This window comes from Streptomyces glomeratus, assembly GCF_021462825.1.
Classification (GTDB): Bacteria; Actinomycetota; Actinomycetes; order Streptomycetales; family Streptomycetaceae; genus Streptomyces; species Streptomyces glomeratus.
The window spans coordinates 177,374-202,395 of the sequence record NZ_JAKEEB010000006.1 but is presented as its reverse complement, the minus strand read 5'-3'; the positions used below and the strand labels follow the sequence as shown (position 1 = coordinate 202,395).

The 25,022-nt window shown below is 72.0% G+C and carries 24 protein-coding genes; 10 read left to right on the top strand and 14 right to left on the bottom strand.

What is annotated here, in order from left to right:
* Window positions 1-9: 9 nt before the first annotated feature.
* A complete protein-coding gene (locus LZ604_RS09925) occupies window positions 10-1,524 on the top strand; it encodes a glycoside hydrolase family 3 protein (RefSeq protein WP_234514217.1) in 1,515 nt (504 codons plus the stop codon).
* Window positions 1,525-1,592: 68 nt separating this feature from the next.
* Here the strand turns inward: LZ604_RS09925 and nagB are convergent, their stop codons facing one another.
* A complete protein-coding gene (gene nagB, locus LZ604_RS09920; protein ID WP_234514215.1) occupies window positions 1,593-2,378 on the bottom strand; it encodes a glucosamine-6-phosphate deaminase in 786 nt (261 codons plus the stop codon).
* A 769-nt stretch (window positions 2,379-3,147) separates the two neighbouring features.
* Here nagB and LZ604_RS09915 point away from each other — a divergent pair.
* The gene (locus LZ604_RS09915) at window positions 3,148-4,614 is read left to right on the top strand and encodes a sensor histidine kinase (RefSeq protein WP_234514352.1); all 1,467 of its coding nucleotides are present in this window, start codon (window positions 3,148-3,150) and stop codon (window positions 4,612-4,614) included.
* A gap of 185 nt (window positions 4,615-4,799) precedes the next feature.
* Here the strand turns inward: LZ604_RS09915 and LZ604_RS09910 are convergent, their stop codons facing one another.
* Both LZ604_RS09910 and LZ604_RS09905 read right to left on the bottom strand, forming a co-directional pair.
* Entirely contained in the window at window positions 4,800-5,057 is a 258-nt protein-coding gene (locus LZ604_RS09910) for a WhiB family transcriptional regulator (protein ID WP_003992873.1), read from the bottom strand.
* A 310-nt stretch (window positions 5,058-5,367) separates the two neighbouring features.
* Window positions 5,368-6,336: a diacylglycerol/lipid kinase family protein gene (locus LZ604_RS09905; RefSeq protein WP_234514213.1), complete on the bottom strand. Its 969-nt coding sequence runs from the start codon at window positions 6,334-6,336 to the stop codon at window positions 5,368-5,370.
* Between the two features lie 176 nt (window positions 6,337-6,512).
* Here LZ604_RS09905 and LZ604_RS09900 point away from each other — a divergent pair, with 176 nt between their 5' ends.
* Window positions 6,513-6,962, top strand: coding sequence for a hypothetical protein (locus tag LZ604_RS09900; protein ID WP_234514211.1), 450 nt, complete (start codon window positions 6,513-6,515; stop codon window positions 6,960-6,962).
* A 96-nt stretch (window positions 6,963-7,058) separates the two neighbouring features.
* On the opposite strand, the gene LZ604_RS09895 is transcribed toward LZ604_RS09900, so the two are convergent.
* The 3 genes from LZ604_RS09895 to LZ604_RS09885 all read right to left on the bottom strand — a co-directional run bounded on the left by LZ604_RS09895 (window position 7,059) and on the right by LZ604_RS09885 (window position 9,126).
* Window positions 7,059-8,183 carry an RNA polymerase sigma factor SigF gene (locus LZ604_RS09895; protein ID WP_372482122.1) on the bottom strand — a complete coding sequence of 375 codons (1,125 nt, stop codon included), beginning with the start codon at window positions 8,181-8,183 and terminating at the stop codon, window positions 7,059-7,061.
* A 17-nt stretch (window positions 8,184-8,200) separates the two neighbouring features.
* Window positions 8,201-8,614 carry an ATP-binding protein gene (locus tag LZ604_RS09890; RefSeq protein ID WP_055492491.1) on the bottom strand — a complete coding sequence of 138 codons (414 nt, stop codon included), beginning with the start codon at window positions 8,612-8,614 and terminating at the stop codon, window positions 8,201-8,203.
* 251 nt (window positions 8,615-8,865) lie between these two features.
* Window positions 8,866-9,126 carry a UBP-type zinc finger domain-containing protein gene (locus tag LZ604_RS09885; RefSeq protein ID WP_234514208.1) on the bottom strand — a complete coding sequence of 87 codons (261 nt, stop codon included), beginning with the start codon at window positions 9,124-9,126 and terminating at the stop codon, window positions 8,866-8,868.
* A gap of 64 nt (window positions 9,127-9,190) precedes the next feature.
* Here LZ604_RS09885 and LZ604_RS09880 point away from each other — a divergent pair, with 64 nt between their 5' ends.
* Window positions 9,191-10,786 (top strand): Na+/H+ antiporter, encoded by a 1,596-nt coding sequence (locus LZ604_RS09880; protein WP_234514207.1) that lies wholly within the window; start codon window positions 9,191-9,193, stop codon window positions 10,784-10,786.
* Window positions 10,787-10,816: 30 nt separating this feature from the next.
* Here the strand turns inward: LZ604_RS09880 and LZ604_RS09875 are convergent, their stop codons facing one another.
* A complete protein-coding gene (locus LZ604_RS09875; RefSeq protein WP_372482120.1) occupies window positions 10,817-11,749 on the bottom strand; it encodes a 1-aminocyclopropane-1-carboxylate deaminase/D-cysteine desulfhydrase in 933 nt (310 codons plus the stop codon).
* 43 nt (window positions 11,750-11,792) lie between these two features.
* Window positions 11,793-12,383: an N-acetylmuramoyl-L-alanine amidase gene (locus LZ604_RS09870; RefSeq protein WP_234514206.1), complete on the bottom strand. Its 591-nt coding sequence runs from the start codon at window positions 12,381-12,383 to the stop codon at window positions 11,793-11,795.
* A 329-nt stretch (window positions 12,384-12,712) separates the two neighbouring features.
* On the opposite strand from LZ604_RS09870, the gene LZ604_RS09865 reads away from it, so the two are divergent.
* The 3 genes from LZ604_RS09865 (at window position 12,713) to LZ604_RS09855 (ending at window position 16,113) form a co-directional block, all read left to right on the top strand.
* The gene (locus LZ604_RS09865; RefSeq protein ID WP_234514205.1) at window positions 12,713-14,119 is read left to right on the top strand and encodes a family 2B encapsulin nanocompartment shell protein; all 1,407 of its coding nucleotides are present in this window, start codon (window positions 12,713-12,715) and stop codon (window positions 14,117-14,119) included.
* A gap of 193 nt (window positions 14,120-14,312) precedes the next feature.
* Complete coding sequence (locus LZ604_RS09860) at window positions 14,313-15,425, top strand: family 2 encapsulin nanocompartment cargo protein polyprenyl transferase (protein WP_234514204.1); 1,113 nt, start codon at window positions 14,313-14,315, stop codon at window positions 15,423-15,425.
* A gap of 340 nt (window positions 15,426-15,765) precedes the next feature.
* Window positions 15,766-16,113 carry a DUF952 domain-containing protein gene (locus LZ604_RS09855; protein ID WP_234514350.1) on the top strand — a complete coding sequence of 116 codons (348 nt, stop codon included), beginning with the start codon at window positions 15,766-15,768 and terminating at the stop codon, window positions 16,111-16,113.
* Between the two features lie 293 nt (window positions 16,114-16,406).
* Here LZ604_RS09855 and LZ604_RS09850 read toward each other — a convergent pair whose 3' ends face one another.
* Both LZ604_RS09850 and LZ604_RS09845 read right to left on the bottom strand, forming a co-directional pair.
* On the bottom strand, window positions 16,407-16,823 hold the full coding sequence (locus tag LZ604_RS09850; protein WP_234514203.1) for a VOC family protein: 417 nt from the start codon (window positions 16,821-16,823) through the stop codon (window positions 16,407-16,409).
* Between the two features lie 9 nt (window positions 16,824-16,832).
* Window positions 16,833-17,219, bottom strand: coding sequence for a helix-turn-helix transcriptional regulator (locus LZ604_RS09845; RefSeq protein ID WP_267971183.1), 387 nt, complete (start codon window positions 17,217-17,219; stop codon window positions 16,833-16,835).
* 162 nt (window positions 17,220-17,381) lie between these two features.
* On the opposite strand from LZ604_RS09845, the gene LZ604_RS09840 reads away from it, so the two are divergent.
* The gene (locus LZ604_RS09840) at window positions 17,382-20,507 is read left to right on the top strand and encodes an ATP-binding protein (protein ID WP_234514201.1); all 3,126 of its coding nucleotides are present in this window, start codon (window positions 17,382-17,384) and stop codon (window positions 20,505-20,507) included.
* A 19-nt stretch (window positions 20,508-20,526) separates the two neighbouring features.
* Here LZ604_RS09840 and LZ604_RS09835 read toward each other — a convergent pair whose 3' ends face one another.
* From LZ604_RS09835 to sodN, 3 genes are all read right to left on the bottom strand, one after another.
* Window positions 20,527-21,303, bottom strand: coding sequence for an ABC transporter permease (locus tag LZ604_RS09835; RefSeq protein ID WP_234514200.1), 777 nt, complete (start codon window positions 21,301-21,303; stop codon window positions 20,527-20,529).
* Window positions 21,300-22,295, bottom strand: coding sequence for an ABC transporter ATP-binding protein (locus LZ604_RS09830; protein WP_234514198.1), 996 nt, complete (start codon window positions 22,293-22,295; stop codon window positions 21,300-21,302). The genes LZ604_RS09835 and LZ604_RS09830 overlap by 4 nt, the downstream gene beginning before the upstream one ends.
* Before the next feature lie 354 nt (window positions 22,296-22,649).
* Entirely contained in the window at window positions 22,650-23,045 is a 396-nt protein-coding gene (sodN, locus tag LZ604_RS09825) for a superoxide dismutase, Ni (protein ID WP_100828187.1), read from the bottom strand.
* A 145-nt stretch (window positions 23,046-23,190) separates the two neighbouring features.
* On the opposite strand from sodN, the gene sodX reads away from it, so the two are divergent.
* A complete protein-coding gene (sodX, locus tag LZ604_RS09820; RefSeq protein WP_234514349.1) occupies window positions 23,191-23,625 on the top strand; it encodes a nickel-type superoxide dismutase maturation protease in 435 nt (144 codons plus the stop codon).
* Here the strand turns inward: sodX and LZ604_RS09815 are convergent.
* Window positions 23,529-24,155 (bottom strand): CGNR zinc finger domain-containing protein, encoded by a 627-nt coding sequence (locus tag LZ604_RS09815; RefSeq protein ID WP_234514196.1) that lies wholly within the window; start codon window positions 24,153-24,155, stop codon window positions 23,529-23,531. The two genes, sodX and LZ604_RS09815, sit on opposite strands and share 97 nt — an antisense overlap.
* Window positions 24,156-24,254: 99 nt before the next feature.
* On the opposite strand from LZ604_RS09815, the gene LZ604_RS09810 reads away from it, so the two are divergent.
* Entirely contained in the window at window positions 24,255-25,022 is a 768-nt protein-coding gene (locus tag LZ604_RS09810) for a class I SAM-dependent methyltransferase (RefSeq protein ID WP_234514194.1), read from the top strand.

Here is a 25,022-nt window from a genome sequence, read left to right as displayed (position 1 = left end):
CGCCACCCGATGACGACATTCGCCAGCGGTACCACCGAGTCCAACTCGGAGAAGGACAGCCTCGCCCGCGACGCGCTGACGGTCCTCCAGCCCGGCTTCACCGGCACCACGGCACCCGACTGGCTGCTGCGCCGCCTCGGCGAAGGACTGGCGTCCGTGGGACTGTTCGGCCGGAACATCGCCTCCCCGCAGCAGCTCGCCGCGCTGACGGCCCAGTTGCGCGCCGAACGCGAGGACGTGCTCGTGGCGATCGACGAGGAGGGCGGTGACGTCACCCGCCTGGAGGTGGGGACGGGCTCCTCCTTCCCCGGCAACCATGCGCTGGGCGCGGTGGACGACGTGGAGCTGACCCGGCAGGTCGCCGTCGAGCTGGGCCACCGGCTCGCCGCCTGCGGGGTGAACCTCAACTGGGCTCCCTCCGCCGACATCAACTCCGACCCCGCGAACCCGGTGATCGGCGTGCGCTCCTTCGGCGCCGGCACCGATCTGGTCGCCCGTCACACGGCGGCCTACGTCGGCGGTCTGCAGTCCGCGGGCGTCGCCGCCTGCACCAAGCACTTCCCGGGGCACGGCGACACCGCGGTCGACTCCCATCACGCGCTGCCGCGCATCGACGTGTCCGCGCCGGTGCTCCAGGAGCGCGAACTGGCCCCGTTCCGGGCGGCGATCGAGGCCGGCACACGCGCGATCATGAGCGCGCACATCCTGGTCCCGGCCCTGGACCCGGACCGCCCCGCCACGCTGTCCCGGCGCGTCCTGACCGGCCTGCTCCGCGGTGAACTCGGCTACGACGGCCTGATCGTCACCGACGGCATGGAGATGCGGGCGATCGCCGGGACCTACGGCATCGAGCGCGGCAGCGTCCTGGCCCTCGCGGCGGGCGCGGACGCCATCTGCGTGGGCGGCGGTCTCGCGGACGAGGAGACGGTACGACGTCTGCGCGATGCCCTGGTCACGGCGGTGCGCTCGGGAGAGCTGGCCGAGGAGCGGCTGGCCGAGGCGGCCGGGCGGGTACGGGCGCTGGCGCGGTGGACGACAGCGGCTCGAGCGCAGGGCGCCGCCGCGCGGCCGGACACCGGGGCCGACATCGGTCTGCTGGCGGCCCGGCGCGCGGTGACCGTCACCGGGGCGGAGGAGTTCACCCCGCTCACCGAGCCGCCGTACGTCGCCGCCCTCACGCCGGTCGCGAACATCGCGGTGGGCGACGACACCCCGTGGGGTGTGGCCGCGGAGCTGGTCCGCATGCTCCCGGGCACGGAGACCGGCTGCTTCGCGGGGGAGGAGGCGGCACGGGCGGTGCTGGAGGCCGCCCGGGAGCGGCGGATCGTGGCGGTGGTCCGCGACGAGCACCGTCATCCGTGGATGGCGGGGGCCCTCGACGTGATCCTCGCGCGGCGCCCCGACACCGTGGTGGTCGAGATGGGCGTCCCGCAGGCCGCGCCCCGGGGCGCCCTGCACATCGCCACGCACGGCGCGGCGCGGGTCTGCGGACGGGCCGCGGCGGAGGTCATCGCCGGCGTGTGACACCGGGCACCCCGCCGCGGCGGGCAGCGGGAAGGCGCCCGTACCCGCCCGGGACCGGGCGCCGGCCCTTAGATGCCCTGCCAGTCGGGCTTGTTGGCGTAGGTGTGGCGGAAGTAGTCGGCGAGCTTCAGCTTGGATGCGGCGGCCTCGTCCACGACGACGGTGGCATGCGGGTGGAGCTGGAGCGCGGAGGCCGGGCAGACCGCGGCCACCGGACCCTCGACGGTCGCGGCGACCGCGTCCGCCTTGCCCTCGCCGGTCGCGAGGAGCACCAGGTGCCGCGCCTCCAGGATGGTCCCTATGCCCTGGGTGATGACGTGGTGCGGAACCTGGTCGATGTCGCCGTCGAAGAAACGCGCGTTGTCGATCCGGGTCTGCTGGGTCAGGGTCTTGATCCGGGTCCGCGAGGCGAGCGAGGAGCACGGCTCGTTGAACCCGATGTGCCCGTCGGTCCCGATCCCCAGCAGCTGGAGGTCCACCCCGCCGGCCTCGGCCAGCGCCGCGTCGTACGCGGCGCACGCCGCCCGCACGTCCTCGGCCGTGCCGTCGGGCCCCATGAACGCCTCCATGCCGATACCGAGCGGCTGGAGCACCTCGCGGCCCAGCACCGAGCGGTACGACTCCGGGTGGTCGGCCGGCAGGCCCACGTACTCGTCGAGCTGGGCGATCCGCGCCCGGGAGACGTCGACGGCGCCGGAGCGCACCCTGGCCGCCAGCGCCTCGTAGACGGGCAGTGGCGTCGACCCGGTGGCCACGCCGAGCAGGGCCGCGGGCTTGCGTTCGAGCAACTGTGCCATGGCCTCGGCGATGAGTTCGCCGCCCGCCTTGGCGTCCGGAACGATGACAACTTCCACGCTGGGCCTGCCGATCTGGAGAGGGCTCGCGTGGGGACCGAGGGCGCACACGCGAGGACACACATGTGGTATAGACCAATCTAGCAGAATCGCCCCCTCTGGACAGGGGCCCGCCGCCCGGATTCCCCGGTTCTTCATGCCGGGTACCCCTGCTCTTCTCCTGCGGGTCGTCCTCCGGCGCGGAGACGGCCGGCAACCCGCCGTGCCGGGCACCCTGGGGGCGTGACGGAGACGCGCTGAGGATCACACAACGGTAATCCGGCACCCGCACCGGCCGAAGGCCGCTACTCTGCGGTGGGAACGTCGATGGATGTCCGATAAAGAGACAACAACAAACGCCTCCCGGCGCATGGACACGCGCGCCCCGGACCCAGCACCATGGTCCAGGAACACATGGTCTAGTCCAAAAGCGCAGGCACAGCACGTAAAGTGTTCTCGTCGCGCGAGCGAGAACAGCACGAGCGAAACAGCTCGCACACACCTCCGTCTTCCCCGCACAGGAAGACGGACCGAGGAACCGGCGCTCTCTGCCCTGACTGCTCCGGCTCCTCGACCTTCGGCCGACCGGGACCGCACACCCCGCGGCCGTTGCTGCTCCGGGCTGCGGTGCCGGGAGGGTTGAGGGTCCCTCCCAGGCGCCGCGGCCCGCGGGTGTTTTCGGGGCCGTTCGCCCGGGATGAGACGGGCCGGTACGCGGGGGCGGTGCCGTCCTCCTGGCTGATTTCGATCGTTGTCGCAGCTCCCGGGTACCCTCGCAGACGTGCCCTCCATGAACGAACTGGTCCGCCAGCACACCGCCCTCAGCGACTCCGACCTGGAGTGGCTCCATCTGCTGGTGTCGGAGTGGCAGCTGCTGTCCGACCTCTCCTTCGCCGACCTCGTCCTGTGGGTGCCCACGCGCGACGGCACCCGATACGTTTCGGTCGCCCAGATGCGGCCCAACACCGGCCCCACCTCCTACCAGGACGACATGGTCGGCCACCTCGTCCCGCGCGGCCGCCGGCCCATGCTGGACGCCGCCCTGGACGAGGGCCGGATCGTGCGCGAGGGCGACCCCGAGTGGCGTGAGGAGGTCCCGGTCCGGGTCGAGTCCATCCCCGTACGACGCGAGGGACGCGTCCTCGGCGTGATCGCGCGCAACACCAACCTGCTCACCGTGCGTACCCCGAGCCGCCTGGAGCTCACCTACCTCCAGAGCGCCTCCGACCTGGCGCAGATGATCGCGGCCGGCGCCTTCCCGTTCCCCGACCAGCAGGTCGACATGGACGCGTCGCCGCGCGTCGGTGACGGGCTCATCCGCCTCGACGCGGACGGCCTCGTCCAGTACGCGTCCCCGAACGCCCTGTCGGCGTACCACCGCCTCGGGCTCGCCTCCGATCTGGTCGGCCAGCACCTGGGCCACACCACCGCGGAACTCGCCCCCACCCGGGGCCCGGTGGACGAGGCGCTCGCCAAGGTCGCCAGCGGCTGGGCGCCGCGCGAGTTCGAGATCGAGGCCAACGACGGGGTGATCCAGTTCCGCGCGATCCCCCTCAAGCCCAAGGGCACCCGGATCGGCTCGCTCGTCCTGCTCCGGGACGTCACCGAACTGCGTCGCCGCGAGCGGGAGTTGATAACCAAGGACGCGACCATCCGGGAGATCCACCACCGGGTGAAGAACAACCTCCAGACGGTGGCCGCCCTGCTTCGCCTCCAGGCCCGCCGCATCGGGTCCGAGCGGGGACGGGAGGCCCTGGAGGAGGCCGTGCGGCGGGTCGGCTCCATCGCCATCGTGCATGAGACGCTGTCTCAGAACCTGGACGAGCGGGTGGAGTTCGACGAGATCGCCGACCGGGTGCTGGCGATGGTGGCCGAGATCTCGCCCGGCAAGGTCACCGGCCGGCGCAGCGGCCGCTTCGGCATCCTGGAGGCCGAGGTCGCGACCCCGCTCTCGATGGTGCTGACCGAAATCCTGCAGAACGCCCTGGAACACGGCTTTCGTGAGGGCGACACCGGTACGGTCGAGGTCTCGGCGGTCCGTGGCGGCACGACCAAGGAGGCCCGGCTCCTCGTCACCGTCCAGGACGACGGGGTCGGCCTGCCCGAGGGCTTCGACCCGCAGACCGCGGGCAACCTCGGTCTGCAGATCGTACGGACCCTGGTGGAGGGGGAGTTGGGCGGCACGTTCGACATGGTCCCGGCCCCCGGGCGGGGCACGCGGGTCATCCTGGACATCCCGGTCCGCGCCCACGCGTGACCCCGGCGGGCCGCTCGGACGGTCACCGGAACAGCAATGAGCCCCGGACCACAAGTGGTCCGGGGCTAAAGCTCAGTTGCCAGCTATTGCTGCGCACCGGGGGTACTGCGCGCTGCGGCTCGGGGGCGGGAGATGCGCACTCGCTGTGCGCGCCGCCAAGCTCAGGCTCGTACGGGGTGGGTGTGTCAGGCGGAGGCCTGACGGGCCCGGTTGCGGGCGGCGCGGCGCTTCATGGCGCGGCGCTCGTCCTCGCTGAGACCACCCCAGACGCCGGAGTCCTGGCCGGACTCGAGCGCCCACTGCAGGCACTGCTCGATAACCGGGCAGCGACGGCAGACGGCCTTGGCTTCCTCGATCTGCAGCAGCGCAGGACCGGTGTTGCCGATGGGGAAGAAGAGCTCGGGGTCTTCCTCGCGGCAAACGGCGTTGTGACGCCAGTCCATGGCTGCTACCTCTCTTGGTATTTCGTGCTTGTGAATGTGAACGCTTTCACGAATCCCTCAACAAGTGAAGGGCCGATCGTCAGACTCACTGACGTGGTCCTTGGTGTGAGGAGGGGTTCTGGCTCTCTGTGGGGGCCGATCGTGCGGGCCGCCCCGAGCGCCACGTAGAGACTCGCAAACCTCAGCGGCGGATACAACCCCTTCCGGAAAGTTTTTTTTGATTCCTTGGTGTCGACTAGGTCACAGCCGTACTTCCAAGGGGTGGATCCTGGCCTAAACGTTCGAGTGAAAGGACTTTGGCCTCTTCTGCTCACACAATCACACGCAGTGCACGGCGTACGCCTGTGAACGTCACGCTGGTCCGCAGTCCCAGGTGGTCCCCGTCCATCTGAAGGGGCAGCGGCACCTTCGAATGCAAGGTGAAGCCACTCAGGTCGTGCAGGGAGACCACGTGCTTGCCCTGGGGTCCGCGCTCGGGGGACGAAGTGAGCAACTGGGTTGCATAACGGGCAACCGCGGCCGTCGACAGGCGGCTGAGACCGAGTACGTCGAGTCCGGTGTCGAACGATGCCTTAGGGGACGCGTACACCGGACGATTGCCGAGAAACGTCCACGGCGCCGCATTGCAGATTATGGACAGGACGAGATCCTCGACCGGTTCCTCGCCGGGCCGCTCCAGAGTGATCGTTCCGTGCCTGCGATGAGGTTCGTCCAGAAACTGACGCAGCACTTGGCGCAGATACAGCGCATGGGTGGAGCGCCTGCCCCGCTCCCGCTGCTGTTCGACCCGGCCCACCACGCCCGCGTCGAAACCCAGACCGGCGTTGAAGGTGAACCAGCGGGAGGGCACCGCCTCGTCTTCCGTGCCCGGGGTGCCCGCGGCCAGACCGAGGCCGACCGTGCGCTCGCGGCCCTCGCGCAGCGCGTCCAGGATCGCGCCGGTGGCCTCCACGGCGTCGTTGGGAAGGCCGAGCGCGCGGGCGAAGACATTGGTCGAGCCGCCGGGCACCACGGCGAGGCGGGGGAGCCGGCCGGGGTCGGGACCGTGGTGCAGCAGACCGTTGACGACCTCGTTGACCGTGCCGTCGCCGCCGAGGGCCACGACCAGCTCGATGTCCTCGCTCTCCGCGGCCTGACGGCCGAGGTCCCGGGCATGCCCCCGGTACTCGGTGGTGACCGCCTCGAGCTTCATCTCGCTCGCCAGCGCGTGGATCAGGACGTCACGGGTGCGTGCGCTTGTGGTGGTTGCCGCCGGATTGACCACGAGAAGTGCACGCATGGATTGCAGCGTACCTACTCGGCGGTACTCGTCCCAGGCCGAGGTAGGGAACCGGTAAGAGGAAGGGGAGTGGCCTTGAGCACAGGGCAGGGAAGCCGCCCCGGAGGTACGGAGGCCGTGCCGCCCCTTCGCACGCCTCGCCGGGCCGGCTCCCGGGCGAGGGCTACCCTTCAGGGGTGAGCGCTGAGCAGAACCCCACCTCCCCGGCCCCCGACGCCGAGCCCCGTCCCGTACGGCTGACGGTCGCGGCCGCACTCGCCGCCCTGGAGGGCCTCGCCCTCGTCGTGGGCGGTGCGTGGATGCTCGTCCTGGGGCTCACGGGCTCGCCGGACGACCGCCGGCAGGCCGTCACCGGCGGTATCACCCTGATCGTGCTCGCGCTGCTGCCCCTGCTGGCCGCGCGCGGTCTGCTGCTGCGGCGCAGCTGGAGCCGGGGGCCCGCGGTCATCACGCAGATCATGGCGCTGCCGGTGGCGTACACGCTGCTCCAGGCCGACAGCCTCGCGATCCCGGGCGGCATCGCGCTCGCGGTCGTCGCGGTGGCGGCCCTGGTGCTGCTCGTGAACCCGGCGACCACACGGGCGCTGGGCATCCGGGGGCCCGGGAACGTACAGGACCAGAAGTAGGCGCACGCACACAAGGGCTCAGAAGCAGGCGCACGGCCGACGGCACGGGCCGTCGGCGGGGGAACTCCAGGGCGACCGGGATCCGGTCGCCCTTCGTCACTCCTCGACCAGGAGCTTCTCCCGCAGCTGTGCCAGGGTCCGGGCCAGCAGGCGCGAGACATGCATCTGCGAGATGCCGACCTCCTGCGCGATCTGCGACTGCGTCATATTGCCGAAGAAGCGGAGAAGCAGGATCCGCTTCTCTCGTGGCGGAAGATCCTCGAGCAGCGGCTTCAGCGACTCGCGGTACTCCACCCCCTCCAGCGCCTCGTCCTCCGCGCCGAGCGTGTCCGCGACCGCCGGGGACTCGTCGTCCGTGTCGGGGACGTCCAGGGACAGCGTCGAGTACGCGTTGGCGGACTCCAGGCCCTCCAGGACCTCCTCCTCCGAGATGGCCAGCTTCTCGGCCAGCTCGTGGACCGTCGGGGAGCGGCCGTGCAGCTGGGACAGCTCGGCCGTGGCCGTCGTCAGGGCCAGGCGCAGCTCCTGCAGGCGCCGCGGCACCCGCACCGCCCAACCCTTGTCACGGAAGTGCCGCTTGATCTCGCCGACGACCGTCGGGGTCGCGTACGTCGAGAACTCGACGCCGCGGTCCGGGTCGAAGCGGTCAACCGACTTGATCAGGCCGATGGTGGCGACCTGGGTCAGATCGTCCAGCGGCTCGCCGCGGTTGCGGAAGCGGCGCGCAAGGTGCTCGACGAGCGGCAGATGCATCCGGACCAGCTGATTGCGCAGCTCCGCGTATTCCGGGCTGCCCTCTTTCAGCGTGCGCAGCTCGACGAACAGCGACCGCGCCCCGCTGCGGTCCTGCGGCTCGTGCTGCGCGCCGCCCGGCACGCTCTGCTCGGCGTTTCGCTCGTGCTCGCTCATCGTCCCGCCCGTCACCCTTCCCCGCGCTCTCGGTTCTGCTCGAGCGGGGGAGGCCCCACTTCCTCCAGAGGACGTGCTCAGCGTGGCACCGTCCGGATCCCGTCGTCCGCGACCCCGTCGGGAGAACGGCTCCTTGGTCCCGGCTGCCGCCCCCGCCTGCGCGGGTGCCGCGACCGCCGAGGCGTCGTCCTCCGGATGCGGGCGGGCCTGCTCGGGGATGCCGTCCACGCCGCCCGCCATCCGCCGCGACCCGTTCGGGTCGCCGGCGGTACCGGCGGAAAGCTCCCGTGTGTCGCGCTCTTCGTCCCGCACCGGCCCGTCCCCGTTCGTCACGCCGGCCCGGGTCCCGCGCCGCGCTGTTTGTAGAGGCTGATGGACACGGTCTTGTCGTCGGCGACCGCGGAGGAGACCTTGCCGGCCAGGGCCGACAGAACGGTCCAGGCGAAGGTGTCCCGTGACGGTGCGTGACCGTCCGTGGTCGGCGCGGCGACCGTGACCTCGAGCGAGTCGTCGATGAGCCGGAAGACACAGCTGAGCACCGAGCCGGGCACGGCCTGCTGCAGCAGGATCGCGCAGGCCTCGTCGACCGCGATGCGCAGGTCCTCGATCTCGTCGAGGGTGAAGTCCAAACGGGCCGCGAGACCGGCGGTGGCCGTGCGCAGCACCGACAGGTAGGCACCCGCTGCCGGAAGCCGGACTTCAACGAAGTCCTGGGTCGCGGGCTCGCCTGCAATCTGGGACACCCTCACCTCCAAGGTGGTACAAGCTCTTTCAGGGCCGAGGGTCGCCCCCCGGGGTAACGCCCTACGTGGTTCAGCGGTGACGCTACCGCGCTACCGGCTCTGCTGTCCCCGCGACCCCGGCCCCTTGCTGTCACTCATAGTAAACCTACGTATACGCACAGTGGCTAGAGGTCTGCGGGCACCAATGGGGAAGAGGGCGCGCCGGTTTGACGTACCCATACGTCACACCGTCGAACCGTCCGGATCCAGGGTCACACGAGTACATGGTCCACGAAGCACCAGCGCCAGTTCTCACCCGGCTCGAAGGTACGCATCACCGGGTGGCCGCTCTCCTTGTAGTGCGCCGTCGCGTGTCTCAGGGGCGAGGAGTCGCAGCAGCCCACGTGCCCGCACTCCAGACACAGCCGCAGTTGCACCGGGTGCGTGCCGGCGGCGAGGCACTCCAGGCAGGTCTCGCTGCGGGGTCCGGGCTCGGGGTGCGGCAGCGTGTCGGCGTGCGTGCACTGTTTCATGATGGCCAGGTTACGACGGGTCCGCGGGAAGCCGCGCGAACATAAAGAGGGGCGGGCGGAAGACATGAACGTGTTGCCGCTGCTGATGCTGGTCGCGGGCAGCGCGGGTGTCGCGGGGGCCGCCCGCCGTACCCCGGTTCCCGCGCCGCTGCTGCTCGTCGCGGCCGGACTCGCCGTCTCCTACCTGCCCGGGGTGCCGGAGTACACGCTCGCCCCCGACGTCGTCCTGCCGCTGGTACTGCCTCCGCTGCTGTACACGGCGGCCGCCGACAGCTCGTATCTGGACCTGCGCGCCCAGCTGCGTCCCGTGGCGCTGCTGTCCGTCGGCTATGTCCTCTTCGCGACGCTCGTGGTGGGCTGGGCCGCCTATCTGATCGTGCCGGATCTGCCGCTGACCGCGGCGCTGGTGCTGGGCGCGGTGGTCGCGCCGCCCGACGCGGTCGCGGCCACCGCGGTCGCCCGGCGGGTGGGGCTGCCGTCGCGGATCACCACCATCCTCCAGGGAGAGTCGCTGGTGAACGACGCCACCGCGATCACCGCCTACAAGGTGGCGCTCGCGGCGGCCGTCGGGGAGGGCGCCACCTGGGCCGGCGGGGTGCGCGAGTTCGCGCTCGGGGCGGTCGGCGGCGTCGCGGTCGGCCTGCTGCTGATGATGCCGATCCACTGGCTGCGCACGCACCTGAAGGAGGCGCTGCTCCAGAACACGCTGTCGCTGCTGATCCCGTTCGTGGCCTACGGGGCCGCGGAGTGGGCGCACGCCTCCGGGGTGCTGGCCGTGGTCGTCGTCGCCCTCTACCTCGGCCACCACAACTGGCAGGTCGACTTCGCGACCCGGCTCCAGGAGGAGGCGGTGTGGAGGATGGTCTCGTTCGTGCTGGAGTCCGCGGTGTTCGCGCTCATCGGACTGCAGCTGCCGGTCGTCCTGCGGGGACTCGGCCAGTACGAGGGCACGAGCGCGGCCTCGTACGCGCTGGCCGTGTTCGTCGTGGTCGTCGTGTCGCGGTTCGTGTGGGTGTATCCGGCGACCTTCCTGCCGCGTGTGCTGTTCCGGCGCATCCGGGAGCGCGAGGAGGACCCGACCCGGAAGGGGACCTTCGTCATCGGCTGGGCCGGGATGCGGGGCGTGGTCTCCCTCGCCGTCGCCTTCTCGATCCCCCGGACCGTGCACGGCGGCGGCCCCTTCCCCGGCCGCAATCTGATCCTCTTCCTGACCTTCACCACGGTGATCGGCACCTTGGTGGTGCAGGGACTGACCCTGCCTGCGCTGGTCCGCCTGCTCAGACTCCCGGGACGCGACCTCCAGACGGAGACCCTCGCCGAAGGGAACGCCCAGGCGCAGGCGTCGCGGGCCGCCGAGCAGCGCCTCGACGAACTCCTCGAGGACGAGCGCAACGCCCTGCCGCCGCCCCTGGCCGACCGCCTCCGCATGGTCCTGGAGCGCCGCCGCAACGCCGTGTGGGAGCGCCTCGGCTCGGTGAACCCGGTGACCGGCGAGACGGCCGACGACACCTACCGCCGGCTGTCCCGGGAGGTGATCGGGGCGGAACGGGAGGTGTTCGTCAGGCTCCGCAACCATCGCTATATCGACGACGAGATGCTCCGCACACTGCTCAGACGCCTGGACCTGGAGGAGGCGGCGGCCTACCGCGAAACGGCGTGAGGCGCGGCCGGCGTGGGGAAGCCGCCCCGGTCAGGAAGGGGGGAACGGGGTTCCGGTGATCACCGCGGCCAGGGTGGTCCCCCGTGGGAACGCGCCCTCCTCGGCCAGGGCGGCAAGTCCGTAGAGCAGCTTGGCGACATAGAGACGTTCCACCGCAAGGAAGTGGCGCGACTCGAAGTCCCGGGCGAAGGCCTCGAGTTCGTCGGTCGTACGCGCGTAGCCGCCGAAGTGGAAACGGGTCTCGACGGCCCAGTCGCCGCGGCGGCCGCCGAAGGCCAGGGTCTGGAGGGCGGCCGTCTCCCCGGCCAGGAAGTCGCCCTTCAGGACCGCGACCCCGAGGGCCCGCTGGTCCGGGGCCAGCCCCGCGGCCAGACCAGCCAGCGTGCCCCCCGTACCGCAGGGCACGGCGACCACGTCCGCCCGGCCGCGCAGTTCCTCACCGAGTGCGCGGCAGCCACGCACGGCGAGGGAGTTGCTGCCGCCCTCGGGCACCACGTACGCGTCCTCGGCGTCCGCCGCGCGCAGAACGCCGGCCAGGACCTCCGGCTCGGCGACGCGCCGGTACGTCGACCTGTCGACGAAGTGCAGCCGCATCCCGTCGGCCGCGCACCGGGCGAGGGAGGGGTTGAGCGGGCGGCCGGCCAGCTCCTGGCCCCGGACCACGCCCACGGTGTCCAGCCCCAGCAGCCGGCCCGCCGCGGCCGTGGCCCGCAGATGGTTGGAGTACGCCCCGCCGAAGGTGAGCAGGGTGCGTCCGGCCGCGGCCCGCAGGTTCGGGGCGAGCTTGCGCCACTTGTTGCCGATCAGGTCGGGGTGGATCAGGTCGTCCCGCTTGAGCAGCAGCCGGACCCCGTGGCGTGCGAAACGCTCGTCCGTGACCTCCCGCAAGGGCGACGGCAGGCACGGACGCAGCACGTCGACGTCGGCCGCCCGGCGGCGGCGCGGCACATCGGAGCCGGTCACCCCGCCATTGTCGGACACCCTTCGCCGTGCCGGTCACCCGCTGTCACTTCAGCCGGTCATGGACCCGCTCCCTGAGCCGGTCCATCCGAAGGCCCCGCGGGTCGACCTTGCCCGGCTGCCATTCCAGGTGCCCGATCACCGAGCGCTCCGACCAGCCGTGGTGGCGGCAGATCGCCGCGCTCACCCGCTCGATCGCGTCGGACTGCGCGGCGGGCCAGGGGTCCGTGCCGTCGCCGAGGTTCTCGCACTCGAAGCCGTAGAAGTGACGGTTGCCGTCGGTGTCCGCCTCGTCGGCCAGGGGCAGAGCCTTCTCGGCGACCACCGCGCGCAGCACGTCGTCGTCGCCGAGGCCCGCGTGGTTGGCACGGCCGTAGCCGACCAGGTGCACCACGCCGTCCTTGGTGATCACGCCATGGCACAGCGGCCCGGGCAGATCCGGCCGGCCGTCGCGGCAGACCTCGACGGTCCGCTCGCCTCCCGTCGTCGCCGTGTGGTGGATCATCACCCCGTGGACCGGCCCCCAGGGGCCTTTGTGGTTGCGGTTGTGACGCTCCCAGTCGCCCACCTCGACCACCGTGACGCCCTCCGCCCGGAGCCGGTCGAGGAACGTGTCCGCGGACATGGGTGGGGCCATGGCCGTCTCCTTCGTGCCGCACGCCGGCCGCCGGCCGCGGCCGCCTGGTACCGCAGCTTGTACCGGCGACGGCCAGGCCCGGACCAGCCGTTCGCACGGCGTGCGAGCCGATCCGGTCAGCGGAGGATGGGACGATGATCGGCCGAACCGGCCAGGTGCGCCCCCTGCTCCGGGCCTTCAGCCCCCGGCCCGGGACCGTTCGGCGAAGTCCCCCAGTGTGCCCGGACGCACGATGATCCATTCCCGCTCTTTTGGGTAATGGCATCGCCACTCTCCGTGATGAGACGCTTTTCCCGCAGATCGATGCGTGATCGGGAGGGGCAATACCCATGTCGGTAGGCGAAGAGGTCCGCGCGGAGCAGAACAGGCCGCAACAGAGTCTGGGCACCACGGCCGCGCGGAACCTGGCCACCACCACCAAGTCCGCACCCCAGATGCAGGAGATCAGCTCACGCTGGCTGCTGCGCATGCTGCCGTGGGTGAGCGTGCAGGGCGGCACATACCGGGTCAACCGCCGGCTGACCTACTCCGTGGGCGACGGCCGGGTGACGTTCGTGAAGACCGGAGACCAGGTCACGGTGATTCCCGCGGAGCTGGGTGAGCTGCCGGCCCTGCGCGACTACGAGGACCAGGAGGTGCTCGGCGAACTCGCCCAGCGGTGCCAGCAGCGCAGGTTCGCACCCGGGGACGTGCTCGCGGAGTTCGGCAGCCAGGCCGACGAGGTGTTCCTGCTCGCGCACGGCAAGGTGGAGAAGATCGGCACCGGCCCCTACGGAGACGACGCGGTGCTCGGCGTCCTCGCCGACGGCGCCTACTTCGGTGACCAGGCCCTGCTCGACCCGGACGCCATCTGGGAGTACACGGCCCGCGCGGTCACCGCCTGCACGGTGCTCGCACTGCCCCGCCGGGAGGTCGAACTGGTCGCTGAGCGCGCCGAGTCCCTGCGCGAGCACCTCCGTGAGCAGCGCTCGGTCCCCGAGCAGCGCACCAACAAATACGGCGAGAAGGCCATCGACCTCGCCGCGGGCCACAGCGGCGAACCGGACATCCCGCACACCTTCGTCGACTACGAGGCCGCGCCCCGCGAGTACGAACTGAGCATCGCCCAGACCGTGCTGCGCATCCACACGCGCGTGGCCGACCTCTACAACCAGCCGATGAACCAGACCGAGCACCAGCTGCGGCTCACGGTCGAGGCGCTCAAGGAGCGCCAGGAGCACGAACTGATCAACAACCCGGAATTCGGGCTCCTCAGCAACTGCGAGTACGACCAGCGACTCCAGCCCCACGCGGGGGTCCCCGGCCCCGACGACATGGACGAACTGCTCAGCAGGCGGCGCGGCACCAAACTGTTCCTCGCCCACCCGCGCGCGATCGCCGCCTTCGGCCGGGAACTCAACAAGCGCGGACTGGTCCCGGAGACCATCGACATCGGCGGGAACCGCATCCCCACCTGGCGCGGGGTGCCGCTCTTTCCGTGCAACAAGATCCCGGTCACCGAGGCCCGGACGACCTCGATCATCGCCATGCGCACCGGCGAGGAGGAGCAGGGGGTCGTCGGGCTCAGGCAGTCCGGCATCCCCGACGAGATCGAGCCGAGTCTCTCGGTGCGCTTCATGGGCATCAACGAACAGGCGATCATCAGCTATCTGGTGACGGGCTACTACTCGGCGGCCGTCCTGGTGCCCGACGCCCTGGGTGTCCTGGAGAACGTCGAGATCGGCCGCTGGAGGTGACGTCTTATCGGCCGCCGGAGGTGATCCCTTCGGTCCTCGCCCGACGCCGGCGCGCCCCCGCGGCCCGCTCGCCGCGCACAGGCGGCACGCCGTGTTCCCGCCCCTCGGGGCGGGTACACCCTCCGGGTGCGCGTCCGGCGGCGGAGGCGCCCGACGTCCGCAGACTCTTCGAGGCGGTCCCAGGGGTGAGTTCATGACGGAGCCGAAGCACAGCCCCACGCTCCCGCGGCGGAGCGCGACGGTCCCGTCGGGGCGGCACGCCGCGCTGTCGGGACCGGAGCAACCGCTCGACGGCCACGAGGCCGTGGCGATCCTGGAGCGCACCCGCGCCTCGGTCGACCCGGAACTGAGGCGGGCCGTGGACTCACTGCCCGCCCCGATGCGGCGGATCGCGCTCTACCACTTCGGCTGGCAGCACGCGGACGGCACTCCGGCGGCCGGCAACGCGGGCAAGGCGATACGGCCGGCGCTCGTCCTGACCGCGGCGCAGGCGCTCGGCGGACGGCGGTCCAGCGCCGTACAGGCCGCCGCGGCCGTCGAACTCGTCCACAACTTCACGCTGCTGCACGACGACGTGATGGACCGGGACACCACCCGCAGACACCGCCCCACCGCCTGGACCGTGTTCGGCGACGCGGACGCGATCCTCGCCGGAGACGCCCTCCAGGCACTGGCGCAGCGGCTGCTCGCCGAGGATCCGCACCCGGCGTCGGGGGCCGCCGCCGCCCGGCTCGCGGCCTGCGTGATCGAACTGTGCGCCGGACAGCATGCGGACACGGCCATGGAGCGGCGCGGCCCCCACGAGGTCACCCTCGAGGAGGTGCTCGTCATGGCCGAGGCCAAGACGGGCGCATTGCTGGGCTGCGCCTGCGCGCTCGGGGCGCTGTACGCGGGAGCGGACGAGACGGACGTCGAGGCACTGGACGCGTTCGGCCGCCAGGCCGGGCTGGCCTTCCAGCTCATCGACGACGTGATCGGGATCTGGGGGGACCCGAGCCGCACCGGCAAGCCGGCCGGAGCGGACCTCATGGCCCGCAAGAAGTCGCTGCCCGTGGTGGCCGCGCTCGCCTCCGGCACCCCGGCGGCGGCGGAGCTGGCCCGGCTGTACCAGGGGCCTTACGAGAAAGGGGAGTTGGAGCGCACCGTTCTGGCCGTCGAGCAGGCGGGCGGCCGTGACTGGGCGCAGGTGCAGGCGGCCGACCGGATGGCCCGGGCGATGCAGGAGCTGTCCCGCGCGGTGCCCGACCCGGAGGCGGCGGGCGGACTGCTGGCCCTGGCCGAGTTCGTGACCCGGCGCAGCACCTGACCACCGCGAGACCCCGGATCCCCGGCCCGTGCGGCTCCTGACCCCGCACGGGCCGGGGCTCCGGCCCGGGGCGGGCCCCGCGCATTCCCACGGTGTGCGGGGCCCGCCCGCTGCCCGCCTGTCGCCCTCCGGGAGGCGGCCCTAGGCTGAGGGCATGGGCCGTGAGGAGCAGGTCTGTCCGGTGTGCGGGCAGCCCGTCGACACCGTCGTACGTCGTCACAAGACACTGGGCGCCTTCGTCCCCCTGTGGCGCCCCGGGCCCTGCCGCAATCCGCAGTGCCCGGCCTCCGTGGCACGCGAGCCGGAGGCGCCGGCGCAGCCGGGACCCAGGGTGGGCGGCATGCCGGAACCTCTTCTCCACCTCACCGAACGCTCCCTGTGGGAGAGGGCCCGTGCCACCGGCTCCTACCAGATGTCGACGCGGGGCCTCACCCTCCAGCAGGAGGGCTTCATCCACTGTTCCCTGCGGCACCAGGTCCCGCAGGTGGCGCGCTGGGTGTACGGGGAGTACGAGGGGCCCGACGAACTGGTCCTGCTCGTCATCGATCCGGAGCGTCTGACCGCTCCGGTACGGTTCGAGGCCGTGAAGCCCGGCGGTGAGGAGTTCCCGCACATCTACGGGCCGATACCGGTGTCCGCCGTGGTGGACGTGGAGGTCTGGGACCGCGGGGCGGCGGCTCAGGAGTGACCGGGACGGGGGCAGGACGCGGGATGTGGCGGTGGGCGGCCGGGGTGTGGGCGGCGCTTGTGCTGGTGGGCGGGGGCCTCACACTGTGGCTGCAGGACCTGGACGAGCCGGACCCCCCGGCCCGCTGGGAGCGCGCGCCGGCGCCACGGCTGGGCCCGGCGGTACCGGGGACCGGGTGTCCGACCCAGGGCCCTTCCGGGGCCCCGACGATGGAGATCTGTGTGTACGCGACGGTCCTGGAACCCGGCCGTTAGTCACTCGTGGGGCCCGGGACGCGTCACCGGTGTGCCGCGTCAGGCGCGCGGGCGTTCCGCGAAGCGCAGCAGGTTGCCCGCCGGGTCGCGGAACGCGCAGTCCCGCACGCCGTACGGCTGGTCCATGGGCTCCTGGAGGACCTCCGCGCCGGACGCGTGGACGCGGGCGAAGAGGGCGTCGCAGTCCTCGGTGGAGAAGATGACCCCGCGCAGGATGCCCTTGGCGAGCAGCTCCGCCATCGCCTGGCGGTCCGCCGGGGAGGCGTCCGGGTTCGCCGCCGGAGGCTCCAGGACGATGTCCACGTCCGGCTGGAGCGGCGAGCCGACCGTCACCCAGCGCATCCCTTCGAAACCGACATCGTTGCGTACCTCCAGGCCCAGGACGTCCCGGTAGAAGGTGAGCGCCTTGTCGTGGTCGTCCACGGCGATGAAGCACTGGGAAAGTTTCAGGTCCATGGCACCACGCTAGATCTGTGCGCGCAGATCAGCGCGTGTGTCCCCGGGGCGGCCCCGCCGCGGTCGCGTCAGGGTCTTCGCCACGCACGGCGGTATCCCCGCCCCCTGCTCGTGCGACCGGGCCCGGTACGCGCTCGGTGTCTCGCCCACCAGCTCCGTGAAACGCGAGCTGAACGATCCCAGGGAGGTGCACCCCACGGCGAAGCAGACCTCCGTCACGGTCAGGTCGCCGCGCCGCAGCAGCGCCTTGGCCCGCTCGATACGGCGGGTCATCAGATAGCCGTACGGCGTCTCCCCGTACGCGGCGCGGAAGCTGCGCTGGAAGTGCCCCGGAGACATCAGCGCGGTGCGCGCCAGCGCCGCCACGTCCAGCGGCTGCGCGTACTCACGGTCCATCCGGTCCCGCGCCCGCCGCAACCGGATCAGGTCGTCCACATCCACGCCGTCAGCATCCCACGGACCACCGACGACACGACCCGCTCCGGCGGCCGCGACAGCCGGCCCCGGGGCACCGGAAGACCCCCGCAAGATCCATCGGCCACGCTCTAACCTACTCGGGTGACAACGGAGCTGACCTTCCTCGCGCGGGTGGCCCACCGTGGCCGGGAGATCAGTGGCCCCCGGCTGCGCGGGCTGCTCGCCCTGCTCGCCGACGAGCCCCGCGCAGGGTGCAGCGCCGCCCGGCTGGTGGACGGGCTGTGGCCCGACGAGCAGCCCGAGAACCCCACCAAGGCGCTCCAGGTGCTCGTCTCCCGGGCCCGTACCCGGCTCGGTGCCGACGCCATCGCCGCGACCCCCACGGGCTACCGGCTCACCCTCGACACGGAGGCCATCGACACCTCCGCCGTCCTGCTCGCGGCCACCCGGGCCGCCCGTGCCGCCCGTGAAGCCGATCACACCGCCGTCCTCGCACACGCCGAGGCGGGGCTCGCCCACTGGGACGGCCCGCCCGGCGACGACGCCCCCGACGATCCGGTCGCCGCACTGCGGGCGGCGCGCGCGACGACGTACACGGCCCTGGTGCGCGCCCGCGCGCTCGCCCTGGCGCGGCTCGGCCGGCCCGCCGAGGCCCTCGACACGCTCACCGCTCTGGCCAGGGACCATCCCCGGGACGAGGAGGTCCTCGCCGAACTCCTGCGCTGCGAGGCGGCGGTCACCGGCCCGGCCGCCGCGCTGACCCGCTACGACGCCTACCGCCGGGCCCTGCGCGACGACCTCGGCACCGACCCCGGCCCCGCCCTGCGCGGCGTCCACCAGGAACTGCTGCGCGACGAGGCGCCCCGCGTCCGCCGCGGCATCCCGCACGAGCCCAACCCTCTGCTCGGCCGCGCCGACGACCTCATCGCCGTGACCGGGCTGCTGCGCACCTCGCGGGTCGTCTCGATCGTCGGCGTGGGCGGCCTCGGCAAGACACGACTCGCGCAGATGGTCGGCCGCGAGGCCGAGCAGAAGGCCGTGCACTTCGTGCCGCTCGCCGGTGTGACCGGCGACGACGATGTGGCGGCCGAGGTCGCCGCCGCTCTCGGCACCGGTGAGCCCCTGCACCCGGACCTGCTCACCGGCATCGCCGGCGCCCTGGGCCCGGGCCCCGCCCTGCTCGTCCTCGACAACTGCGAACAGGTCGTGCGCGGAGTCGCCGACCTCGTCCGCGCCCTGATCTCCCTCACCCGTGACCTGCGGGTGCTCACCACCAGCCGCGCCCCGCTCGGCCTCAGCTCCGAATCGGTCTATCTGCTGCCGGAGTTGAACCTGCGGACCACGGTCGAGCTGTTCGGGCAGCGGGCCCGCGCCGCCCGGCCCGGCGTCGAACTGCCCCCGGCCACCGTCGAGGAGTTGTGCCGCCGCCTCGACGGACTGCCCCTCGCCGCCGAGCTGGCCGCGGCCCGCGTCCGTGTCATGTCCGTCACCGAGATCGCCCGCCGTCTGCACGACCGTTTCGCCCTGCTGCGCGGCGGTGCCCGGGACGCGCCGGAGCGACATCGCACCCTGCTCGCCGTCGTCGACTGGAGCTGGCACCTCCTCGACGAGACGGGGCAGCGGGCTCTGCGCGCCCTGTCCGTCTTCCCGGACGGCTTCACCGCCGACGCGGCGGAGGCCCTCCTGGGCGACAGCGAGGTGCTGGAGGACCTCGTCGACCAGTCGCTGCTCAAGGTCGCCGACACCGCATCCGGGGCGCGCTTCCGCATGCTGGAGACGGTGCGCGAGTTCAGCACCGCCCGCCGGCAGGAGGCCGGCGAGGCCGACCACGTCACCGGGCGTTTCCTGGCGTGGGCACGGGAGTTCGGGCTCGGCCACCACACCACCGCCCCCGAGGCCGACTCCTTCGTCGACCTGGAGCCGGTCCGCGCCGAACAGGACAACCTGCTGCACGCCCTGCGCCTCGCCCTGTCCCGCGACGACGCCCCGACGGCCGTGGCGTGCACCGCCGTCCTCGCCGGACTGTGGAACATTGAGCCCCGCTACACCCGGATGGCCACGCTGATCCAGGAGACCGGCCATCTCGTCGGCCACTTCCGCCCCGAGCCCCCGCTCGTGGAGGCAACCCGGACCGCGGCCGCCCTGTTCGGCTGCGACATGCTCCTCTTCCAGGGCAGTGGCGTCAGCGCCCTGCGGTTCGTGGCCGCACTGCGCCGGCTGCCGCCCGCCGCGCCGGACACCGTGCCCCGCGCCCTGGCGTGTGTCCTGGCCGATGTGCCCGCCGTGTTCGCCGCCGACCCCCCGCACCCGCCGTACTCCGAGCCGCTGGCCGCCGCCGTCGCCGCGGCCGTCGTCAGCTACGTACGGGAGGCCGAGGGCGACATCGAGGGCGCCCTCGCCGCCGCCGGCCGCATACTCGACGCCCTGCAGGGGGTGAGCCGTCCCGTCGCCCTGCTCCTCGCCCACTCCCGCATCAGCGAACTCAGCCTTCAGACCGAGCAGGGCGAGCGGGCCCGGCACCATCTGCGGGTCGCGCTCCACCTCCAGGAGCGGCTGCTCGGGCCGGGCTTCGAGGAGATCGGGGTGCGCTGGGGGCTCGTCATGGCGGCTCTGCTGCTCGGCGAGGTCGACGAGGCCCAGTACTGGCTGGACTTGTCGACGGCCCACGACACGGACGACAACTCCTACGGCCTGCTCACCTTCCAGCGCGGGGTGCGCGCCACGATCCTGCTCGCCCGGGGCGAGACCGAGGCGGGGCTGCGCCTGTGGCGCCGGGCCGCCGACCCGTCCCCGGTGCCCGACCGGCCGCTTCTCCACTCCGACCCGCCCGGCCTGGAAGCCTGGACGCTGGAGACCCAGGGCGTCGCGGTGATCGCCCACGCCCAGCACGGCCGCCTCGACAAGGTGGCGGACCTGGTCCGCGAACTCCCGGCCAAGCTGCGGGCGTTGCTGTCCGGACCCGCCGTCGACCGGCCCGCGTACGCGGTGCACCTCTCTCTGTGTGGTGTGCTGCTGCTTGCACTCGCCCAGGTGGAGCTCGACGAGGGAGCGTCGGCTCCCGCGGCCCGGCTGATCGCGCTCGCGGAACGTTGCCGCCCGCTGTGCAGCTTCCAGCCGACGATGTCCTCCGCCCGGGTCCGGGAGGCGGTGGAGCGCGCCGACAGGGCGGCGTACGAGGACGCGGTGTCCGCGTACGCCGCCCTGGGGCGGAAGGAACTGCGCGCGGCGGCACTGGAGTTGCTCGACGCCTACGACGGCCGCAGGTGACGGTGGGGCCCCGTCCCGCTCACGCCCTGTCATAGGCGGACCGGGCCCAGAAGAAGCCCAGGACGGTGAGCCCGAGGCACCACGCCACCGCGATGACCGCGCTGTCCCCGATGGCCGTGCCCATCAGCAGGCCCCGCAGGGTCTCGGTCACGGGGGTGAAGGGCTGGTACTCCGCGAACCAGCGCACAGCCGTCGGCATGGAGTCCGTGGGGACGATCGCACTGCCGAGGAAGGGCAGGAAGGTCAGCGGGAAGGGGGCGTTGCTGGCCGCCTCCACCGTCTTGGCCCGCAGGCCCATCGCCGCCGACAGCATGGTCAGCGCCACGATGACCAGCGTCAGCAGACCGGCCGTGGCGAGCCATTCCAGGGGCGTGGCGTCGGGGCGGAAACCGGTGAGCAGGGCGGCGCCGACCACCAGGACGACGGTCAGCAGCGTCTGGATGACCCCGCCGAGGACATGGCCGTTCAGCACGGCCGCGCGGGAGATCGACAGGGTGCGGAAACGGTTGACGATGCCCTCGGTCATATCGGAGCAGATGTGCACCGCCACCGAGACCGAGCCGTAGGTGGTGGCCATGAGGATGATGCCGGGCGCCACGTAGTCGACGTAGTGGCCGTGGGCGCCGGGGGCGACCCCGGCGCCGAGGGCGTTGCCGAAGACGTAGACGAACAGCAGCAGCAGGACGACCGGGATCACCACCACCGGGATCGTCATCGACGGATAGCGCACCGCGTGCTTGAGGTTGCGGCGCAGCATGGTCACCGAGTCGGTGACGGTGTAGGAGAGGGTGCTCACCGGAGGGACTCCTTCAGGGGGGCGGTGGTGGTGGCGGGGGCGCCGGTGGGGGCCGGAGCGTCGCCCGCTTCCGTCGTGAGGGCGAAGAACACGTCGTCGAGGTCGGGGGTGTGCACGGTCAGGTGCTCCGCCTCGATCGACTCGGCCTCCAGCCAGTCGAGCAGGGACTTCAGCTCCCGAGTGCTGCCGTCGCTGGGGAACTGGAGGGTGAGCGCCTCGTCGTCGTGGGCCGCGCCGCGGAGCACCCGGACGGCCCGTTCGTACGCGGCAGGGTCCGCGAAGCGCAGGCGCACATGCCCGCCGGGCACGAGCCGCTTGAGCTCCTCGGCGGTGCCCTCGGCGACGAGCCGGCCGCCGTTGAGGACGCCGATGCGGTCGGCGAGCTGGTCGGCCTCATCCAGGTACTGGGTGGTGAGGAAGACGGTGACGCCGCCGGCGACCAGGTCCCGCACGATCTGCCACATGGCGTGACGGCTGCGCGGGTCGAGGCCGGTGGTGGGCTCGTCGAGGAAGATGATGCGGGGTTCGCCGACCAGGGTCATGGCGAGGTCGAGGCGCCGCCGCATGCCCCCGGAGTAGGCGGAGGGCAGCTTGCCCGCCGCGTCGGCCAGCCCGAACCTTTCGAGGAGTTCGCCGGCCCGGCGGCGCCCCTCCCGCCTGCCGAGATGGTGCAGATCCGCCATGAGGAGCAGGTTCTCCTCACCGGTGAGCATGGCGTCGACGGCGGCGAACTGCCCCGTGACCCCGATCTGTGCGCGGACGGCGCGGGGGTCGCGTAGGGGGTCGTGGCCGCCGACCCTCACCTCCCCGCCGTCCGCGGCGGCGAGCGTGGAAAGGATCTGCACGGTGGTGGTCTTGCCCGCGCCGTTGGGGCCGAGCAGCGCGTAGACGGTGCCCTCGGCGACGGTCAGGTCGATCCCGTCGAGCACGACCTGCTCGCCGTACGCCTTCCGCAGCCCCGTCGCGGTGATCGCGAGTCGTGTGGTGGTCATGCGAAGAGCGTGCGCGCGCCCGCCTTCGCCGCGGTTTCACGACGGTTTCACGGTGCGAGGGCGACCCGTTCAGCCCGGCTGAGGTGCATTCAGTGCGTGCAGCAGGGCGGCGCCACGTTCAGCGTCGTCGATGCTCACGGCCTAGCAGCATCCGGGGCCGACAGCGAGCCGTTCGCCGGCCCTTCCGGCCCAGCCACCGTGGCCCTGCCGATGTGGTCCCCGGGGCTGTGGCCGGGTGAACGAGATCCGCACCCGGACCGTCATGCGCGCCGTGCTCGGCGGCCTGCGGACCGGGTGCGGACAGTCAGACCAAGCGACCGAAGAAAATCGCAGGTCAAGTGCCATGATCGAAGATCAGGCCTTCTTGGTCTCCCAGAAGATCTTGTCGATCTGGGCGATGTAGTCCAGCGCCTTCTGGCCCGTCGCCGGGTCCGTCGACGCCTTGGCGGCCGAGAGGGCCTTCAGGGTGTCGTTCACCAGCTGGTGCAGCTCCGGGTACTTCTCGAAGTGCGGGGCCTTGAAATAGTCGCTCCACAGCACCGAGACGTGGTGCTTGGCGAGCTCGGCGCGCTGCTCCTTGATGACGGTGGCCCGAGCCTGGAAGTGCGGGTCGTCGTTGGCGGCCATCTTCTCCTGCACGGCCTTCACCGACTCCGCCTCGATGCGGGCCTGGGCCGGGTCATAGACGCCACAGGGCAGGTCGCAGTGGGCGCTGACCTTGACCTTGGGGGCAAACAGGCGGGAGAGCATGAAGCTGTCCTTCCTCGTGATCGTCTTCTCAGGTGGGACATTACTCCGTAGGGGACCGGTTTTCGCGAGTGCCCCCATGGGCTTACGACAAAAGTCCGGGGCGAAACTGGGACTGGTGGAGGATCGGACCGGGGAGGTGCCGGTGATGCCGGAGCTGTCGCAGGAGATCGAGCGCACGAGGGCCCTGCTGCCGTTCGGGGCGGCCGAGGTGACGGGGCCGTCCATGGTGCCCACGTTGCAGCACGGGGACCAGCTGCTGCTTCAGTACGGGGCCCGGGTGCGGCCGGGCGACGTCGTCGTCCTGCGGCACCCCTTCCAGCAGGACCTGCTGGTCGTCAAGCGGGCCGTGGAGCTGCGCGAGGGCGGCTGGTGGGTGCTCGGCGACAATCCGTACGCGGGCGGGGACAGCACCGACTACGGCACGGTTCCCGAGGAACTGGTCCTCGGGAAGGTGTGGCTGCGGTACCGGCCGCTCAAGGAGGGTCAGCGCTCGCCGCTCGCGCTGGTGCGCTGGGTGCTCACGGCCGTCCGGCCCGTACTGGGCGACCGGTCCGCCTCCAGGCGCTTGCGGGCGCGGTAGGCGGCCACGTTCGCGCGGGTGGCGCAGCGGTCCGAGCAGTACCGCCGGGAGCGGTTCGTCGAGGTGTCGAGGTAGGCGTTGCGGCACGGTGCCGCCTCGCACAGGCCCAGGCGGTCAACGCCGTACTCCGTGAGGTGGAAGGCGAGGCCCATCGCGGCGATCGCCGCGTAGCCCGCGGTGGCGTTCGACGGGTGGTCGGCGAGGTGCATGTGCCACAGCGGGCGGCCGTCCTCGTCCCGGTGGTCGTGCCCGGAGATCTGCGGGCTCACCGGGAACTCCAGGAGAAGGGAGTTCAGCAGGTCCACCGCGAGCGTCTCGTCGCCCTGGTCCGCCGCCTCGAAGACAGCGCGCAGCCGGGCCCGGACCGAGCGGAAACGGGTCACGTCGGCGTCGGTGGCGCGGCGGGCCGCCGACTGGTTGCCGAAGAGACCGCGTACGGCCTCCACCGAGGTGAGCGAATCCTTGCCCCGGACCGGCTCCTCGCTGTTCACGAGTCGTACGGCGTAGTCCGAGTAATAGGCCAGTTCCACTTGTAGTCCTTACCGGGGCGCTCTATGGTCGGGATGCGGTCGGGTAACAGACGGTCGTGCATCAAGGGTATTACGTGACGTAGCCGGAGGAGGCTCGCGATGGCGGACACGGAGACCACGGCGGGGGCCGACTGGAGTGCCTGGCAGGAGAGCTGGGACCGCCAGCAGGAGTGGTACATGCCCGACCGGGAGGACCGCTTCCGGATCATGCTCGACATGGTGGAGGCGTTCGTCGGCGACGCGCCCCGCGTACTCGACCTCGCGTGCGGCACCGGAAGCATCACCGCCCGGCTGCTCGCCCGCCTGCCCAAGGCCACCAGCACCGGCGTCGACCTCGACCCCGCACTGCTGACCATCGCCCGCGGCACCTTCGAGGGCGACGACCGGGTCACCCTCGTCGAGGCGGACCTCAAGGACCCCGGCTGGGCCGCGCGTCTGCCGTACGACACGTACGACGCGGTCCTCACCGCCACGGCCCTGCACTGGCTGCGCGCCGAACCCCTCGAGGCCCTCTACGGCCGCATCGCCGGACTCGTCCGCCGGGACGGCGTCTTCATGAACGCCGACCACATGATCGACGACACCACGCCCCGGATCAACGCGGCCGAGAGCGCACGCCGGCGCGAGCGCAGGGAGCGGGCCCTGCGGGACGGCGCCCTCGACTGGTCCGAGTGGTGGCAGCTCGCCGCCAAGGACCCCGTCCTGTCCGCTCCGACCGCCCGCCGCTTCGAGATCTACGGCGACCACGCCGACGGCGAGACGCCCTCCGCCGCATGGCACGCACGCGTACTGCGCGAGAAGGGCTTCGCGGAGGCCCGCCCGGTGTGGTGCTCCCCGTCGGACACGCTGCTGCTCGCGCTGAAGTAG